A 17122-nucleotide genomic window follows, 5' to 3' on the forward strand; every position below is an offset into this window, starting at 1 on the left:
TACCCGCCCACAAGTGGAAGAACTCGTGCGCGCGGTGGCCGCCCGCCACCGCATCACCCACCACCGCATCCGAACCCTGCCGGTGGGGGAGGCCAACCACGTCCTGGCACTGGGCTCCGATCTGGTCCTGCGCATTCCCCGCCTGCACGAACACGCCCGGGACCTGGCCAAGGAGGCCGAACTCCTGCCCCTGGCCCACACCGCCCGGGTGGGCACCCCGGCCCTGGTCGAATACGCCACCACCCCCGTGCCCTACCTGCTACAGACTCGCCTGCCCGGCACCGACCTGGCCACCCGCACCCCCACACCCGCTCTGCTGCGAGAGCTGGGCACAAGGATGGGACGCCTGCACCACCTGCCCACCGCGAACCTTCGCACTCCACCACAACAGACCGAGTCCACCGATCCGACCGATCTACTCCAACACCTGCACCACACCGGCATGCTCGACACCGACACCACCGCCTGGTGCCAGGACCTGCTGCACCGCCTGAACGACGCCCACCCCGCCCCTGGGTCGGTGTTGATCCACGGCGATCTGTCTCCCACCAACCTGCTCGCCACCCCCGACGGCGCCCTGTCGGGGATCGTGGACCTGGGGGAGGCGGCTGTGGCCGAGGCCGCGGTGGACTTCGCCAAACTCCCACCCCATTGGCTGCCCGAGGTTTTGGTCGGCTACCCCCACCCACCCGAAACAGAACACGCCTGGCGTTCCCGAGTCCTGTTGCACCACCTGACCTGGGCCCTGGCCCGACTGAGCCGGCCCCGCCCCCGACCGGGCCGGCGCCACTGGAGCGCCCCGCCCGCATCCCGCCTGCTCGCCCTGATGCGCCTGTTGAGCACCCACCCCCACTGGGCCCCCACCTAAAGCGACAGCGTCGGCGTGCACCCCCATGATCCCCTGGCAAGGACCACTTCCCCCCGGGCCCGGGGACAGGGCACATGCGCGGATGTGCCCCACCCACACCGGCCCCACCCTCCCTCTCACACCCTCGCGTGGGAGCGGTCCTTGTCCAACAGCGCCCGGGCGCGGGCGCACACCGCCTCGGCGCGCTCCAGCGAATCCGGCCCACCGACCTCACCAGCGGCCACCGCCAACGCCTCGCGCGCCCGGGTGTGGGCCTCCACCAACCGGTGGCGCGCCCCGACCCGCATCCCCGCCTTCTCGGCGGCCACGCACGCGCGTTCACATTCGGCCAGCGCCCATTCCAGGCGCTCGTTCAGCGACCTGTCACGCACCAGCAGGGGCACCACCACGCCCACCACCGCTCCCAACACGGTGGCGGCCAACCGCTCACCCACCAGGTCCGAGGCTCCCGCCCCGGGGTCTGCCAACGCCGACAGCGCCAACGTCAACGGGGTCACGCACACGATCGCGTACGCGTAGTTGGTGGTCACCAACAACTCCGCGCCCACCTGGCACAGCACCACCACCGCGATCAGCGTCCACACCGAGGAGGTGTCCACCACCGCGAACAGTGCGGCGGCCGCGACCGTCCCGGCCACGGTGCCCAGGGCTCGTTGCAGGGTGCGGTGCCAAGTGACGGTGACGCTGGTGGCCTGCAACACCGAGGCCGCCGAAACGGTCGCCCAGTAGCCGTGACCCATGCCCAAGGACCAGGCCAACACGCCGGCGGCCAGGGAGGCCAGCGCCACGCGCAGCGCCCAGAGCACGCGCGGGCGCGGTCCGGGCGCAGCGTGTCGCACCAGCCGGATCTGGTCGGCGTGGGCACTGAAGGTGCACAGTTCCTCGTCGGTGACCAGCGGGTCCAGGTGGCGACGAGTGCGCACGCGCCGGGCCAGCTCGCGTAGTTCGGCGGCCCGGCGCCCCCGCGACACCCGGTCCCCGCCGGCGACCAGCAGGGTGTGGGCGCGGGCGATCATCAACTCAAGGGCCAGCACGGTGTCGGTGCGCGGGGTGGTGCCCAACAGCCGGTGGGCCCGATGCAGGGCCGCTTGGGCGCCCTGACCTCGTGCGGGGTCGGGGGCGTGCAGGTGGTCGGCGACCGCGTGCAGGGCCCGGGCCACGACCAGGCGGTGGCCGGCACGGGGGTGGAAGAACACCCCCACCATGGCCATCACCCAGCACAGGGCGCTGGAGGCGGCGATGGTCAGCGTGTTGACCGGCACACCGGCCAGGGTCTGGGGGGCGTAGGCGGCCACTCCGGCGGCGAAGACGAACATCAGCCCGGCCGGGGCGCCCAGGTCGACGGTGTCGGAGGTGTACTTGGCCGCGGCCGCCACCAGGGCCACCACCACGATGGGTCCCACCATGGAGGTCGAAAGGGCCGAGACCAGCGCGCCGGCGCCCACCGCCAGGGTCAGCCCGACGGCCACCAGGGCCAGGATCGGTGCGCGGCGACGGTAGGTGTCATCGCGTGCGTACAGGGCGGTGAAGCAACCCATGGCGGCGTAGGGGGCCAGGTCCATGCGTTGGGCCAGGTGCAGGGTGATCAACACCGCCAGCAGACACAGGCCCACTCGGGCGGCGGTGACGATGACGTTGCCGCGCACGCGGCGGGGCGAGAGGGCGCCCCTGGAGTCGAAGAGGGTGCTCGACCGCCCCCAAAAAGAAGAAAAGTAGTTCACAAGTAAATTATTATAGGGTGGATCCAACCCGTACGCCACCCAGTGAAAGACACCTCACCATGAGCGACGCCGTGGCCCGCTTCCGAGAACACTGGTCCCACCTCCACCCCGACATGGACCTGACCGGCATGGAAGCCATCGGCCGCGTCCGCCGCCTGGCCGCCCTGGCCAACAACCGCACCGACGACGCCCTCACCGACACCGGCGTCTCCCGACCCGAGTTCGAGATCCTGGCCGCCCTACGCCGCTCCCCCACCGGCCTGCGCCCGCGCCACCTGACCCGCGAGACCATCTCCTCGGGCGCAGCCACCACCAAACGCCTCCAACGCCTCGAAGAAGCCGGACTGCTCACCCGCACCCGCATCGAACGCGACCGCCGCGAAACCCTGGTGCGCCTGACCCCCGAAGGTCGAACCCTCGCCGACACCCTCTTCGCCCGCCAACTGGGCATCGACACCGACCTGCTCGCCCCACTGAACCAGGACGAGCGCACCCACCTGGCCGCCCTGCTGGCCCGTGTGCTCACCCCCATCGACAGCACCTGACCCCCGCACCGCAGGCCCCCGCCCGGCACAAGAACCCACACCGGCCCGGTAGGGGATGGACCAAGTACCCCAGAAAGCGGCAATGGGCTCGGGTTCGCGCAGGCCAAGAGGTAGAGCAACCCGCAGTTTTCGAATGGTGCTGCGATCCGGTGTGGTTCGTGCCGGTACCGAACGGCTCTGGCTTTCGCCCTCGACCCTGGCCGTCCTACCCGCCCCCTCACCGCTCCGGTTCGATGATGCGGCTCCGGTGACCCGACCATCAACGAACCGGTGAATCGACCGGAAAGCGACCAAGGAACTTTTCTTCTTCCGGCGGGAAAGGTATCCCTGACGTTGATGAACAAGAACAGACACATCACCTGGGAAGGGTTCTTCAACACCCGTGACCTCGGCGGCCTCCCCACCCGCCACGGCCGCACCACCCGCCACGGAGCCTTCATCAGATCCGCTGACCTGCGTTTCGTCACCGCCAAGGGGTGGCAGGCCGCCCACGACGCCAACGTGCGCACCGTCGTGGACCTGCGCAACCCCGACGAGATCCGACCGACCCAAGACCAAGGCCCCACAAGCCAGAGCGGGTCCGCCGCCTTCCCCGCGGTCACGACCCAAACACCCCTCCCGCCCGAGACGAGGCGCCTGGAGGTGCCCTTGGACCACGTCCAAGACGTCGAGTTCTGGAAGGACATCAACCGTAAGCGGCTGAACGGGAGCCCGCTCTACTTCCGCCCCTTCCTGGCCCGCCAGGCCCAACGATGCGCCGCGGCGATCACCGCTCTGGCACAGGCCGGTACCGGCGGCGTCCTGTTCCACTGCGGAGCCGGCCGCGACCGCACCGGACTGGTCACCCTGCTGCTGCTCCACCTGGCACAGGTCGAGGCTGAGGCGATAGCCGATGACTACGAACTCTCCACCCCCGCACTCACACCTCTCTTCGCCGCGATGGGCCAGGACGACCAGGGGCCGGTGATCAAGTCCTTGATGGCCGACCACGGACTGACGCTACGCGACAGCGTCCTCGACATCCTCAAGGACCTGAACGCGCGGGCCTACCTACTGAAGGCAGGGGTCACCCACGAAGACCTCACCCGAATCCGGGCCCGACTCCTGGACTGAAACGAATCCCTGACTCTGAAGGGGTACACACCCAAAACCCCCGAAGCTCTTTTCCGGCGTACTCGGCCCACCCCGCCGATGTTCACGCTTCACCCGGCCAAGGTCGGGTAATCGGTGTAACCGGTGGCCCCTCCCACATACATCAAATACTTCTCCCGCACCGCATTGACGGGGGCACCGATCCGGATGCGCTCGACCAGGTCGGGGTTGGCCAGGAAGGGCCGACCCAACGCCACCAGATCGGCCCCGGCCTCGAGCATGCGCTCACCCGCGACCCGACCACCATCCTCAGGGATCCCTTCGACGGGCAACACCGGATTACCGATCAGGGTGCGCGACCAACTCGCACGGATCCGCTTCCAAAGCCCACTGTCGGGGTCGGCGAAGGCCACATGCAAATAGACCGGACCCCGCTCATCCAAACGCGAGATCAACTCCGGGTAGAGGTCCTCCACGTCCCGAGCGGATTCGATGATGCCGTTGGTGGTGTTACCCGGAGAGATACGCACCCCCACACGATCGGGGCCGATCTGAGCGATGACGGCGTCCACCACCTCCAGAACCAACCGCATCCGCGCGGCGGGGGTGCCACCGTGGACGTCGGTGCGCCGGTTGGTGTTGGGGGCCAGGAACTGGTGCAGCAGATAACCGTTGGCGGCGTGGACCTCCACCCCCGCGAACCCGGCCGCCACCGCCCGGCGGGCCGCGGCGGCGAAGTCGGCGATGGTGGCGTCGATATCGCCCTGACCCATCTGCCGGGGCCTCACGGCCGGTCGGCGACCGTTGGGGGTGTGGATGGGCTCGGGCAGCGCGATGGGCGAGGGCGCCAACGGGATGAGACCACTGGTATCGGGGTGCCCGACCCGCCCACCGTGCTGAATCTGGGCGAACATGCGCCCACCCGCGGCACCCACACACCGGTTGACCCGGCGCCAGCCCCGGGTGTGCTCATCCTCGTACAAAGCGGCGATGCCAGGGTAGGTGCGCCCGACCGCACTGGGGGTGGAGGCCTCGGCGATGATGAGGCCGGCCGAGGCCCGCTGGGCGTAATACCGGGCCATGAGCTCGCTCGCGGCACCCGAGGGCTCGGCACGGTTACGGGTCATGGGCGCGATGACCAAACGGTTGGGCAGGTCGATATCGGCCAAGCGGGCGGGACTCAACAGCGCGGATGCGGCGTTCTGGGTGCTCATGCCCATACCGTAGGAGTTGACATCAATGTCAGATTCAATGCGGCGAAATGTGAGGTGCCTCATGGGCATCGGTGAACTGGCCCGACGCAGCGGGGTGAGCCCCAGGTCACTGCGCTACTACGAACAACAGAACCTGTTGACCTCCCAGCGCACCCCCGGCGGGCACCGCGAATACACCGAAACCGCCCTGGACCGGGTGGTGCGCATCCAAGAGTTGTACGCGGCCGGACTATGCAGCTCCAAAATCGCGACATTGCTGCCGTGCATGCGCGACGCCGACGGCGCACCCTCCACCACCGCCGACCACCACCTGGTGCGAGAACTGAGGGTGGAGCGCGAACGCATCGACCACATGATCGCCGACCTGCAACGTTCCCGAGAACTGTTGGACGAGGTCATCGCCTCCGCCCAAGGCTCCCCCACCGACCACACCTGAAACACCCACACCCGCACCCCGGGCGAGCGGCCACGTCACGCACCTTGCAACGGGAGGCGAAGGTGAACACCCGCACCAGATACCGCTCCGGCCCATAGGTCACCCCCACCGGCACCGGGGTTGAGGAACATCGGAACAGGATCCGGCGCTAAGTGTTTCGCCCTTGGTCAGCAGCAGGAATGACCTGTGAGGCGAGGCGGATGACGGTGGCTGCGTCAAGGCGTCGGTGCATGAACGACAGGGTGGAGAACAGGTCAAGGGCGTCCGGTTCGGGGATGCGCCATCCTGCGGTGGCCCGAGGGGTGTGCGCCGGCGGGTTGCGGAAGGCACCGAATACGCCCTTGAGGAGGTTGGCGAACCCCTTGTGCTCGCTGATCTTGCTTTCGGTGACGAAGTCGTTGATGCGGACCAGGGGAGGCTGTCTCCTTCTGGCGCAGGATCTCCTCCTCGCAGTACTTGATCACCTGGGGATGGACCCCACGGCGCCGGAGTTCGCTCTGGAGCCGACCTGCCAACCTGGCGACCTCGTCAAAGTTGGCCGCTCTGGCCCCGCGCGCCGGCTTCCCCACCTCATTGACGCGCAGCCCCATCAACGCCAGTGGTTCGTTGAGCGCGTCTTTGAGTGCTTCGAAGCGAGCACGGTTCTGGACGTAGCGCCCTGGAGCCATGGCTTCGGTGATGAACTTGATGATGCAGTTCGCAGCCTGGTCCCGTTGTTGCTGGGTCATCAATGCCGCCCAGAGCCGCTTCCTCTTGCTCGTGCTGGGGTCCACGTCGGAAACCCGTGACACGCTCAGAAGCGTGGTGATCTCCGAGCCGGACAGGCCCGGATGATCCGTGCCGGCCAGGACTGCGCAGACCGATTCAACCGCGGAGTTCTGCCACATGGGGTGCCGGATGCTCGCCATGGGGGCCATCTTGGCGGCTGCTCAGTGGAAAGGTGGAAGAAATGCCCTCAAGGCGGTGATCACTCGTCAGTGGGCAGGTGGGCCACGGCGGCTTCCATGTCGGCCTGGGTGGGAAGGGTGTAGCGGCGGGTGGTCTCCAACCTCTTGTGGCCCATGAGCTGGGCCACGGTCACCACGTCCACCCTGCTGCGGGTCAGGTTGGTGCCGAAAGTGTGACGCAGGACGTGTGCCGACAGCGCGGGGCGGCCGTTCTCGCCGACCAGGTCGGCGTCGGCGGCGAGCTGGTCCAGGAGCAGGTTCACCGCCCGGTCGGTCAGCCGTCCGCCACGCCGGTTATCGGTATCCCCGGAACAGCGGTGCGCACCTCCGCACTGCGTCAACTCGTGCTCCAGGCCCCCGCACCGGTCATCGCCCAGGCACTGGGGTTCCACACCAAGACCACCACCCGAGTCGTTGCCGAGGCCAGCGGGACCTGGAACCGCTACGCCCCCAGCGGATGAGCACCCACCAGCAGACGTGCGGGGTCAACGCGATATTCCGTGGTCTGGGAGCCCTGGTCTGTCTACCGTGACCGCCATGGTTCACCTCTCCCTCGACGCCCTACCGAAAACGCTGCCCACTCGGATTCCCAGGGTGTCCCTGCGCGTGCTCACCCCCGCTGACTCGGTCGACTACCAGGCTCTTCTGCGAGCCAACCGCACTCATCTGACCCGCCATGGAGATTTCACCGACCAGGTCAGGGCACCCGCAGGGGAGATCGAGCAGGCACTGGCCCACCCCGGCAAGAAGGAGCGCGCCTACGGCATACGGCTACACGACACCTTGGTGGGCCAGGCCAGCATCATCGCCGTCGCTCCACCCCACTACAGCCTGGGCTACTGGCTCGCCCAAACCGCCACCGGGCAAGGACGGGCAAGCGCAGCTTGCACCGCGCTCATCGAGAGTTCCTCCACTGTCCTGGGCGCCACGGACATGTTCGCCGGCGTCACCCACGGCAACGACTCCAGCATCGCCTTGCTGCGCCGACTCGGATTCACTCCTGTAGCGGATTTCCCTAACTACACCCGGTTCCACCTGGCACTGACATCCCCAGGCTCACAGGGATCGCAAGCCCCATAGTCCTGACAGCGGACCTCCGCGACAAAGCACACGCAGGCGAGTGCAACCCAGTCCTTTTCGTCTTCGGCAACCATGACGCACGGTGCCTAGATCAGTAGGAGCTACGGAGAATACAGAACACTTGGTCGACGACTCCCGCCAGTCTCGACCCCCGAGACCACCCGCCGCTACACCCTGCCCATCACTGCCGACATCGAAGCCGCGGTCAGCAGCCGCCCCGCCGACGAGTAACCCGGTGAGCCCATAGCACGGGTTTTCGTTCCGGTCCTCCTCAACCCCCGGGTTGAGGAGGACCGCTCCAGGACGTGGCGGTAGACCCCCAACGCACCGTTTTTTGGAACCCCGCCCCAGGACACCTGTCCCGGGGCGGGGGCTTCGTGCTGTCCGGGGCGGAGAATGCGGACCTTCGTCGATGCCCCCACGGCCGGCCCCGCCGGTTTGTCGGGGTCGCCCGGTACAACGGAACGGACCTGTACCGCCCCCGTGAAGAGGCCCCCCTGATGTACCCCACCCTGCCCCCGCTGCCCGACGGTGAGACCGGGCGCGTGCCCGGCGCCCTGCTGGTTCGCGGCGACTGCGACGACCACGCCTGGAACGACGTGCTCGCCCGTATGGGCGAACTGCCCGGTATGGTCGCCCACACCTCCGGACAGCCCCTGCCCCTGGCTCAGGGGCCCATGACCCGGCGTCTGCTCGTGGTCCAGGACCCCGCTTGGCGGGGCGCCGACCCCGCAGAGGTGGCCCAGGCCCTGGACGGCACGGGTGCCTGGGTTCCCGACCTGGTGCTGATCGCCGACCGCGGCACCACCCGCGATTCCGACCTGCGCCCGCTCATGGCCTTCCGGCCCAGCGACGATGAGCTCTACCGTTTCCGCGTCACGCCCCGTCAGGCGGCCATGACCTACCTGGTTGTACACCGCCCCAGCATCGAGCACACCCTGGATCACCACGCGAAGAGCGGTGCCGCCGAGATCGAACTCGACCCCGGCGAGTCCTACGAGGACTGGGTGGACAGCTTGCCCGAGCCGATGGGCGATGTCCTGGAGACCGCGGCGTCCCCGCCCCTCTACCAGCCGCCCGCCGCACCCCTGCCCGTGATCACCCAGAACGACTGGGGGCTGCTCGTGCGCACCGACTTCAGCGACGACCACGCCTGGGCCGCGCTCGTGGCGGACGCGGACCGTCCCGACCCCTGGATCGAGACCCCCGAGGACCACCAGAGCTGCGTGCAGATCGTGGACGATCCGGCTTTCGCGGGGGCCACGCCTGAGCAGGTGATGGCGATCGTCCGCCAGAACGAGGACGAAGAGAATGGGGGCACGGACGTGGTGGTGATCGCCGACCGAGCGTCCATGGGCGACTCCGACCGCAGCGTCCTGGCCGTGCCCCTGGAGGACGACGTCGGGTGGTCCTTCCGTCTGTCCGTGGAGAATGTGGGGAGCATGGCGGTCAACCTCTTTCTCGCCAACACGGGCATCGAGGACTGGATGAATCACTTGCCGGACGGGCCGGCGGTCATCACGGAGAAGGAGATGCGATCCGTGCGGGGCTGGTGATCGGGTCACCGGTATGGGGGTTGAGACTGGCATGCTCGCGTATCCGAGTAGCGCCTATTCGAGACCGGGCTCCTGCTGAGTGATCACGGAGAGTCGTGGTCAGGGGCGTAACGGCTCCAGGGGCCACCCGCGTCTGCGGCGATCCGGGTGGTGGTCACGTTATGGAAACCCAGCGAGCGGGCGATGACGGGGGCGGGTGCCTGGAGGACGCGTTGTCGCAGGGCCGCGGTTCGTGCGGCCTGCGCCGGGATGCCGAGGTCGCGGATGTGGTTGGCCAGCGTCCGCTGGGTGATGGGCTGCCCGGCCCGGCGGCCGGGGAAGAGCCAGCGGCTGTCAAGGTCGGTGCCCGTGGCCGAACTGGTCCTCTCTTCCTTGGCCTGGAGGAACAGCTCATCGAACGGTTCGGGGACGGGTGTGGGCGGCTCGCCCAGACGGATGACGACCTCCCCGTCGGTGTCACGGGTGATGTCGTCGAGGGTGAGGCGGACGATTCAGCTGGCCGGTTGCGCGTAGAGCAGCATCAGGCAGGCCGCCATCTGCAACCGGGCGGGATAGTCGCTGTTGAGGACCTTGCGCACGAGTTCGAGCCGACGGCGCTGCGTCAGCACCTGCCCGCGCCTCGTCTGCTGGGCGGGCAGGTGCAGGCTCGGCGCCCGCCCGGCGAGGTCGCCGGGGGTCTGGATTCACGCGCGATACCAAGCACTACGGCGACCGGCTGGTCTACGCGGCCCTGGACTCCAAGTGGCGCCGCTACCACGCCCGCTGCCGGTGCGGCGGGAACCACGCTCCTCGCTCTGGGGCGTCTCAGCCTCGGCTGAATCCTACTGTAGCGTCGCTGAGATGGAGCGCTCTGAGATCTTCGACATTGCCCACCTGCGCCATCCGATCGCGGCGCCGGTGGCGCCCGAGCGGTTACGCGAACTGGTCGGCTGGCTGAGCCCAAGCGACGGTGCCCGCGCCGTTGACCTCGGGTGCGGCGAGGGCGAGTGGCTGCAAGAGCTGCTGCTCGCCCACCCCGGAATCACTGGCGTAGGGATCGACCACATGCTCCCAACCACTGCCGCGCGGCGTGCCAACGAGCGGAAACTGAGCGACCGGGTGCACTGGATCGAGATGGATGCCGCCACCTGGAACGACGGGGTCTTCGACGTGGTGCTGTGCGTCGGTGCGAGCCACGCCTTCGGCCGGCTGGAGGACATGCTGGGCGCTGTCCGGCGGCACCTACGCCCCGGTGGCCAAGCGCTCATTGGCGACAGCATCTGGGAGGGCGCCCCGTCGGCTTCTGCGCTGGCAGCGCTTGAGGTTTCCGCCGACGCCTATCCCGACCTCGCCGGCCTCGTGCGAGCCATCCATGAGCACGGGTTGGAGCCGTCGTACGGGCACGTCAGCACGTTGGCCGAGTGGGACGACTACCAGTTCAGCTGGACCGGGTCGCTCGTCGACTGGGCCGTGCGGGAGGCCTCGACGATCGAGGATCGTGACCAGGCATTCGCCGCTGCACGTGAGAATCGCGACGCCTGGCTGAGCGGCGCCCGACGCGAGCTAGGGTTCGCCACCTTCGTCCTGCACGACGCCGCGGCCGCTGGCGCGCGCGACTGATCGGCGTTCACGTTGCTGCCAACGTTACGGCGGCCAGCTCGTCGAGTGATCCGATAAGAAGTCAGAAAGGCAAGTCGCACGACACGCCGATCCACAGGTTTTGACTATTCCTTGCTTCCTGCTGGCCTTGGTCGACCAGGTCAAACCTGAGGACTTCGACGCCGACGTGGCCACCGCGCTCAAGGGCACCGGCATCGAGGCGCGCAGGCACCGAGAGCGACGTGCCGGGGGGTGAGGAACATCGGAACGAAGACCCGCGCTAAGCGCCGGATCCTGTTCGGACGTTCCTCGACCCCTGCGTCAGCGGGCATGGGGGCGATCAGCTCCCAGCCGGCGTCGTCGAGGAAGAAGAACCGGTCCAGCTGCGTGCGCGAGGGCGGTTCGATGTAGCGGCCGTAGCGGGCCGCCTGTTCATCGGTAAGGAATTCAACGGGCACGCCCACAGAAGGTATGAGCAGGGGCGACATGCTTAGCGCCGGATCCTGTTCCGATGTTCCTCAACCCCGGGCACCTGGCGGATCCCACCCCCAGAACACGGCGAGGCCCACCCGCACAAGTGATACTCCGACCAGAACGACAAGAACGGACCGGCCACCCCACCACCACACCCACCCAGCCCCGAAAGGACCCCCCACGTGCACCCCACCACCACACCCCACACCAACGGCCACCTCCCCCGCCCCGGCGGCCACCACCTGTTCTGGCAAGAAACCGGCAACCCCCACGGAGTACCCGTCCTGGCCATCCACGGCGGCCCCGGCTCCGGCGCCTCCCACAAATGGTCCTGCTTCACCGACCCCCACCACTACCGACTCATCCTGCTCGACCAACGCGGCAGCGGACACAGCACACCCAACGCCGCAGACCCCACCACCGACCTGACCACCAACACCACCGCCCACCTCATCGACGACTTCGAAGCCCTGCGCACCCACCTGAACATCGACCGCTGGCACCTACTGGGCGCCTCCTGGGGATCCACCCTGGCCCTGGCCTACGCCCAAACCCACCCCCAGGTCGTGCGCGCCCTGGTGCTGTTCGCCATCACCACCGGCACCCGCGATGAGATCACCTGGATCACCCACACCATGCGCCGTGTCTTCCCCCACCAATGGGAACGCTTCCGCGCGGCCGCGGGCCCAGACGCCGACCCCCACCACCTCCCGGCCGCCTACGCACGCCTTCTGGCCGACCCCGACCCGCAAGTCCGGTTCAAGGCCGCCCGAGCCTGGTGCAAGTGGGAGGACACCCACGTGGCCACCGCCCCCGGCCACACACCCCACCCCCGCTTCCACGACCCGACCTTTCGCGCCACCTTCGCCCGCCTGGTCACCCACTACTGGGCCAACGACTGCTTCCTCACCCCCCGACAGCTCCTGAACGGTGTGGAGCGCATCGCCCACCTGCCCGCGGTCCTGGCCCACGGCCGCCTGGACATCAGCGGACCCGCCGACACCGCCCACGACCTGGCCGCACACTGGCCGGCCGCGAAGCTGCACATCGTCGAAGAGGCCGCCCACACCACCAACGTCGCCGGCCTGGGACAGATCGTCGCCCAGGCCATGGATCACTTCCGCACCCTGTGACACCACAGCCCCACCACACCCGGGCGCGGGTCAGCGCGCCAGCCCGGCCCGGAAGGCGAACACCACCAACTGGGCCCGATCCCTGGCCCCCAGCTTGACCATCGCCCTGGACACATGAGTGCGGGCGGTGGCGGGGGAGACCACCAGCCGTTGCGCGATCTCCTCGTTACTCAACCCCTCACCCACCAACCCCACCACCTCACGTTCACGTTCGGTCAACACCCCAACGTCGGGGACCACCCCGCCCACCCCGCCCCCACGTTCGGTGAAGGCGGCCACCACCCGCCGTGTGACCGAGGGCGACAACAACGCCTCCCCCCTGGCGGCCACCCGCACCGCCGCCAACATCTCCTCCGGCTCCCCATCCTTGATCAAAAACCCGCTGGCGCCGCCCCGCAACGCCTCGAACACGTACTCGTCCAACTCGAAGGTGGTCAGCACCACCACCCGGGTCGCCACCAGATCCGGGTCAGCGCCGATGATCCGCAACGCCGCCAACCCGTCCAGCCGCGGCATACGCACGTCCATCAACACCACATCGGGACGCAACTCACGTACCAACTCCACCGCCCGCACCCCATCGGCGGCCTCACCCACCAACTCCATGTCGGACTCGGCCTCCAACAGCACCCGCAACCCCATCCGCACCAACGCCTGGTCATCGGCCACCACCACCCGAACCATCACCGCCTCCCCCGCACCGGAAGATCCGCCCGCACCCGCACACCACCACCCTCGGCCACCCCCACCGACACCGTTCCCCGCACCGCCCGAGCCCGCTCACGCATCCCAGCGATCCCCATCCCCTCAACGACCACCCCACCAGATCCCTCATCGACCACCTCCACCACCACCCGATCCACCCCGCACCCGACGCGCACCACCACACCCGCACCAGGCGCGTGGCGCACCACATTGGTCAACGCCTCCTGCACGATCCGAAACGCCGCCACCTCCACCCCCGAACCCGGCCAGGTCCGCTCACCCTCCCAGACCACCTCCACCCGATGCCCGGCCCGGCGCACCGACTCGGCCAACCCCTCCACCCGATCCAACCCGGCCACCGGCCCCCGACCCGCCCCACCCCCATCCCGAAACACCGCCAACGTGCCACGCAACTCCTCCAACGCCTCCCGGCTCGCATCACGAATGGCCGCCAACGCCACCGGAGCCTGCTCAGGGCGCCGATCCACCACATGCAACGCCACCGACGCCTGCATACTGATCACCGACAGGCTGTGCCCGACCACATCGTGCACCTCCCGCGCGATCGTCAACCGCTCCTCATAACGCGAACGCGCCAACTCCTGGGAGCGTTCACGCTCACGCCCGGCCCGCCGCGCCCTGGCGAACACCCCCGCCCCGGCCGGTACCGCCATCGACCCCAACGCGAACACCACCGCCGCCGGCGCCGAACCATCGCCCCACCCCCACCAGGGCCGCCCCACCTGCGAGAACAGAGCCGCACCCACCACCACCGGCCCCGCCCAACCCAAGAACACCCCCGGCGGCAAACGAAGCCCCGCCGAGAACACCACCAGGGCGCACATCAGCACCCCCGGCCCCATCCCCACACCGGCGGCCATCACCAGCGCCGCACCCACCCCGGCCACCGCCACCGCGGGCCCCGGCCACAACCGTCGCACCGCCACCGCCACCACCAACACCACCACCCCCGCCCACACACCCCAGGGCAAGGCCACCTGCTCCACCTGCTCCCACCCGGGGCCTTGCCGACCCCAAGGCGGTCCCCCCACACCACCCCCGGCCCGATCCCAGGCCAAAGACCCCCGGGACCACACCAACACCAACGCCCCCAGCACCACACCCAAGGCCACATCCACGACCACGGCGCCCCTGCTCACACGTTCTGCCACACCCCGACCCTAAACACCCACCCCCTCCTCACGCCTGGTGCGGCGGACGCATCTTCACCTACGCCCACCAACGTAGGAACACAGCCGCCCCCAGACCGATGCGCGCGACAGACCCCACCACCCAAGGTGGTGCCCATGAACGCCGCAACACTCATCGCCGCCGCCCCGCACTGGCAGGGCGGGCCACCACCCTTCGTTCCGGGAGTCCTCATGTTCTGTGTGCTCACCCTGCTCATCCTGGGCGCCCTGGTCTTCACCATCGCCCGCCGCAAGGGCCACACCCCGCCCTGGGCCCACCCGCGCACCCCACGCCCGGAGGAAACAGCCCGCACCGTCCTGGCCGAACGCTTCGCCAAGGGCGACATCACCGTCGAGGAGTTCATGGAACGCGCCAGCGCCCTGAACTGGACACCCGGCCACAACGACGACAAACACTGACCCACAACACACGAGCAAGGGGCGCCCCCACCACGGGGGCGCCCCACCTCTTCGTCGCGGGGGTGTGTCCCACGCCGCTCCCCCACCCGGCCCAGGCACACCCCACTATCAGCCACAATGACCAAAACCCTGACAAACACACCACAAGGATCGCGGGCTCACATGGCCATCCCCAAAGCCGAACTCCACCTGCACATCGAAGGCACCCTCGAACCCGAACTCGCCTTCCACCTCGCCAGGCGCAACAACATCACCCTGCCCTACACCGACGTCGACCACCTACGCACCGCCTACGACTTCACCGACCTGCAATCCTTCCTCGACCTGTACTACCGACTCATGGACGTCCTACGCACCCAACAGGACTTCCACGACCTGGCCACCGCCTACCTGGACCGCGCCGCCACCCAAGGCGTACGCCACGCCGAGATCTTCTTCGACCCCCAAGCCCACACCAACCGCGGCATCCCCCTAGGCACCGTCATCCAAGGCCTGGTCTCGGCCCTGGACCAAGCCCACACCCGCCACGACATCTCCACCGAACTCATCCTGTGCTTCCTTCGCGACCGCCCCGCCACCGAAGCCATGGACACCCTCCAAGCCGCCCGCCCCCACCTACACCACATCACCGGCGTAGGCCTGGACTCCGCCGAGATCGGCCACCCGCCCACCAAATTCACCGAAGTCTTCCAAGCCGCCGCCGACCTGGGCCTGCGCCGCGTCGCCCACGCCGGCGAAGAAGGCCCCGCCGACTACATCTGGCAGGCCCTGAACCACCTGGGCGCCGAACGCATCGACCACGGCATCCGCGCCCTGGACGACCCCGCCCTCCTCACCCACCTGGCCACCACCCGCACACCCCTGACCGTGTGCCCCTTCTCCAACGTGCGCCTGCGCGCCGTACCCACCCTGGACGTGCACCCCCTACCCGCCCTGATGGACGCCGGCCTCCTGGTCACCGTCAACTCCGACGACCCCTCCTACTTCGGCGGCTACGTCCACGACAACTATCTGGGCATCCAACAACACCTGAACCTGACCAACGAAGACCTACGCACCCTGGCCCGCAACTCCTTCACCGCCTCCTTCCTCACCCCCCAACGCCGCGAGGCCCTCATCGCCGAGGTCGACGCCTACCACTTCGACTGACCCACACCACAAAAAGGCCGGGGGCTCCACACGCACGTGTGGAGCCCCCGGCCCATCACCTCACACCCACACCAAACGCCGACCATGCTCACCCGCATGACCCACCACACGCCCATCCAACGCCAACGTGAAAAGGCCCTCCTGCGCCGGCCGCGCACCCTCCCACTCCGCGAAGACCCGCCACCCCTCGTTACTCACCCACCGCACACCCAACCCACCCACCAACGACGCGAACTCCTCCCGCTCCTCACGCCCCAGATACGCCAACACCGCACTGTGCAACACCACCACCGTGGCCCCCTCCGGCGCCCGCGCCACCAGAGCGGGCAACCCCTCCAACAAATCCCCCGCCACCATCACCGGCGGATCGGCCGCCACCACCCCCGCCGCACCCCGCAACCGCTCCAAACGCCCCGCCTCCTGCCCACCCGGCCAGATCAACGCCTCCAACCACCCCACATCACCCTCATCCCCCGCATCCAACGGATTCAGGTCGATCCCCCCACGCCAGACCACCTGCGGCAACCGATCCGGAACAGGAACCCCACCCTCGGTGACGCACTCCAACACCGGCCCGGGCCCCGCACCCAACGGCGGCGCCCCATCGAAGGAATACCGGTACCGGTCCGGGTACAGACACAACCCCGCCGACGCCCCCACCTCGATCAACGCCAACGGCCCCGGTAGTTGCGCCAACACCGGCAACAGGGTGGCGCACCGCCCCACCTCGTTGGTCTGGGTCGAACGCTCCAGCACCACCCGCACCACCCTCTCCCAGTGCTCCATCACGAACGCCCGCCACGCCGCGAAAGAGCTCACCGGCCCACCCAGGTAACGCACCGCCCCCAACCACAGGTTCGGTTGCCACTTGCCCTCCGGCAGCGACGACACCGCTGCCACCAACTCCGCGTCCCAGGCCACCCCACGCGCGATCTCCGCATAACCAGGCGAATCACCCTGCTCGAAGTTGACCGCCATGTGCGCCCACACCCGAGCCACCCGCTCCGCGCCCCG

At 68.7% G+C, this 17122-nt stretch carries 19 protein-coding genes; 12 read left to right on the top strand and 7 right to left on the bottom strand.

Going from position 1 to position 17122, the window contains the following annotated elements; all coding sequences use genetic code 11:
* Window positions 1-13 precede the first annotated feature (13 nt).
* The gene (locus NLI01S_RS12025) at window positions 14-868 is read left to right on the top strand and encodes an aminoglycoside phosphotransferase family protein (RefSeq protein WP_223809210.1); all 855 of its coding nucleotides are present in this window, start codon (window positions 14-16) and stop codon (window positions 866-868) included.
* Between the two features lie 116 nt (window positions 869-984).
* Here the strand turns inward: NLI01S_RS12025 and NLI01S_RS12030 are convergent, their stop codons facing one another.
* The gene (locus tag NLI01S_RS12030; protein WP_223809211.1) at window positions 985-2589 is read right to left on the bottom strand and encodes an FUSC family protein; all 1605 of its coding nucleotides are present in this window, start codon (window positions 2587-2589) and stop codon (window positions 985-987) included.
* 59 nt (window positions 2590-2648) lie between these two features.
* Here NLI01S_RS12030 and NLI01S_RS12035 point away from each other — a divergent pair, with 59 nt between their 5' ends.
* Both NLI01S_RS12035 and NLI01S_RS12040 read left to right on the top strand, forming a co-directional pair.
* Window positions 2649-3134, top strand: coding sequence for a MarR family winged helix-turn-helix transcriptional regulator (locus tag NLI01S_RS12035; RefSeq protein WP_067603724.1), 486 nt, complete (start codon window positions 2649-2651; stop codon window positions 3132-3134).
* 336 nt (window positions 3135-3470) lie between these two features.
* Window positions 3471-4247 (top strand): tyrosine-protein phosphatase, encoded by a 777-nt coding sequence (locus NLI01S_RS12040; RefSeq protein WP_067603726.1) that lies wholly within the window; start codon window positions 3471-3473, stop codon window positions 4245-4247.
* Between the two features lie 89 nt (window positions 4248-4336).
* Here NLI01S_RS12040 and NLI01S_RS12045 read toward each other — a convergent pair whose 3' ends face one another.
* The gene (locus NLI01S_RS12045; protein ID WP_067603834.1) at window positions 4337-5440 is read right to left on the bottom strand and encodes an oxidoreductase; all 1104 of its coding nucleotides are present in this window, start codon (window positions 5438-5440) and stop codon (window positions 4337-4339) included.
* Between the two features lie 61 nt (window positions 5441-5501).
* Here NLI01S_RS12045 and NLI01S_RS12050 point away from each other — a divergent pair, with 61 nt between their 5' ends.
* A complete protein-coding gene (locus NLI01S_RS12050; RefSeq protein ID WP_067603728.1) occupies window positions 5502-5876 on the top strand; it encodes a MerR family transcriptional regulator in 375 nt (124 codons plus the stop codon).
* Between the two features lie 148 nt (window positions 5877-6024).
* Here NLI01S_RS12050 and NLI01S_RS26740 read toward each other — a convergent pair whose 3' ends face one another.
* Window positions 6025-6288 carry a TIGR02391 family protein gene (locus NLI01S_RS26740; protein ID WP_223809215.1) on the bottom strand — a complete coding sequence of 88 codons (264 nt, stop codon included), beginning with the start codon at window positions 6286-6288 and terminating at the stop codon, window positions 6025-6027.
* 555 nt (window positions 6289-6843) lie between these two features.
* Window positions 6844-7164, bottom strand: a complete 321-nt coding sequence (locus tag NLI01S_RS12055; protein WP_084392521.1) for a tyrosine-type recombinase/integrase — start codon at window positions 7162-7164, stop codon at window positions 6844-6846.
* Here NLI01S_RS12055 and NLI01S_RS26010 point away from each other — a divergent pair.
* From NLI01S_RS26010 to pip, 6 genes are all read left to right on the top strand, one after another.
* Window positions 7141-7284: a hypothetical protein gene (locus tag NLI01S_RS26010; RefSeq protein ID WP_190318447.1), complete on the top strand. Its 144-nt coding sequence runs from the start codon at window positions 7141-7143 to the stop codon at window positions 7282-7284. The genes NLI01S_RS12055 and NLI01S_RS26010 overlap by 24 nt on opposite strands.
* A 76-nt stretch (window positions 7285-7360) precedes the next feature.
* Window positions 7361-7903 (top strand): GNAT family N-acetyltransferase, encoded by a 543-nt coding sequence (locus tag NLI01S_RS12065; RefSeq protein WP_067603732.1) that lies wholly within the window; start codon window positions 7361-7363, stop codon window positions 7901-7903.
* 500 nt (window positions 7904-8403) lie between these two features.
* Window positions 8404-9459, top strand: coding sequence for a DUF6924 domain-containing protein (locus tag NLI01S_RS12070; protein ID WP_067603734.1), 1056 nt, complete (start codon window positions 8404-8406; stop codon window positions 9457-9459).
* 840 nt (window positions 9460-10299) lie between these two features.
* Window positions 10300-11058 (top strand): SAM-dependent methyltransferase, encoded by a 759-nt coding sequence (locus NLI01S_RS12075; RefSeq protein ID WP_067603736.1) that lies wholly within the window; start codon window positions 10300-10302, stop codon window positions 11056-11058.
* 100 nt (window positions 11059-11158) lie between these two features.
* A complete protein-coding gene (locus tag NLI01S_RS26590; RefSeq protein ID WP_263363310.1) occupies window positions 11159-11293 on the top strand; it encodes a hypothetical protein in 135 nt (44 codons plus the stop codon).
* Window positions 11294-11693: 400 nt separating this feature from the next.
* Window positions 11694-12644: a prolyl aminopeptidase gene (pip, locus tag NLI01S_RS12085; protein WP_067603739.1), complete on the top strand. Its 951-nt coding sequence runs from the start codon at window positions 11694-11696 to the stop codon at window positions 12642-12644.
* A gap of 30 nt (window positions 12645-12674) precedes the next feature.
* On the opposite strand, the gene NLI01S_RS12090 is transcribed toward pip, so the two are convergent.
* Together NLI01S_RS12090 and NLI01S_RS26595 are read right to left on the bottom strand one after the other, a co-directional pair.
* Window positions 12675-13328, bottom strand: coding sequence for a response regulator (locus NLI01S_RS12090; RefSeq protein WP_067603740.1), 654 nt, complete (start codon window positions 13326-13328; stop codon window positions 12675-12677).
* Entirely contained in the window at window positions 13328-14521 is a 1194-nt protein-coding gene (locus tag NLI01S_RS26595) for a sensor histidine kinase (RefSeq protein WP_263363312.1), read from the bottom strand. The genes NLI01S_RS12090 and NLI01S_RS26595 overlap by 1 nt, the downstream gene beginning before the upstream one ends.
* A gap of 135 nt (window positions 14522-14656) precedes the next feature.
* On the opposite strand from NLI01S_RS26595, the gene NLI01S_RS12100 reads away from it, so the two are divergent.
* On the top strand, window positions 14657-14959 hold the full coding sequence (locus NLI01S_RS12100; RefSeq protein ID WP_067603742.1) for an SHOCT domain-containing protein: 303 nt from the start codon (window positions 14657-14659) through the stop codon (window positions 14957-14959).
* A gap of 162 nt (window positions 14960-15121) precedes the next feature.
* On the top strand, window positions 15122-16108 hold the full coding sequence (locus NLI01S_RS12105) for an adenosine deaminase (protein WP_067603744.1): 987 nt from the start codon (window positions 15122-15124) through the stop codon (window positions 16106-16108).
* Window positions 16109-16168: 60 nt separating this feature from the next.
* Here the strand turns inward: NLI01S_RS12105 and NLI01S_RS12110 are convergent, their stop codons facing one another.
* Window positions 16169-17086 (bottom strand): DUF2332 domain-containing protein, encoded by a 918-nt coding sequence (locus NLI01S_RS12110; RefSeq protein ID WP_067603840.1) that lies wholly within the window; start codon window positions 17084-17086, stop codon window positions 16169-16171.
* Between the last annotated feature and the right edge of the window lie 36 nt (window positions 17087-17122).

Source organism: Nocardiopsis listeri NBRC 13360, from assembly GCF_001570765.1.
Classification (GTDB): domain Bacteria; phylum Actinomycetota; class Actinomycetes; order Streptosporangiales; family Streptosporangiaceae; genus Nocardiopsis; species Nocardiopsis listeri.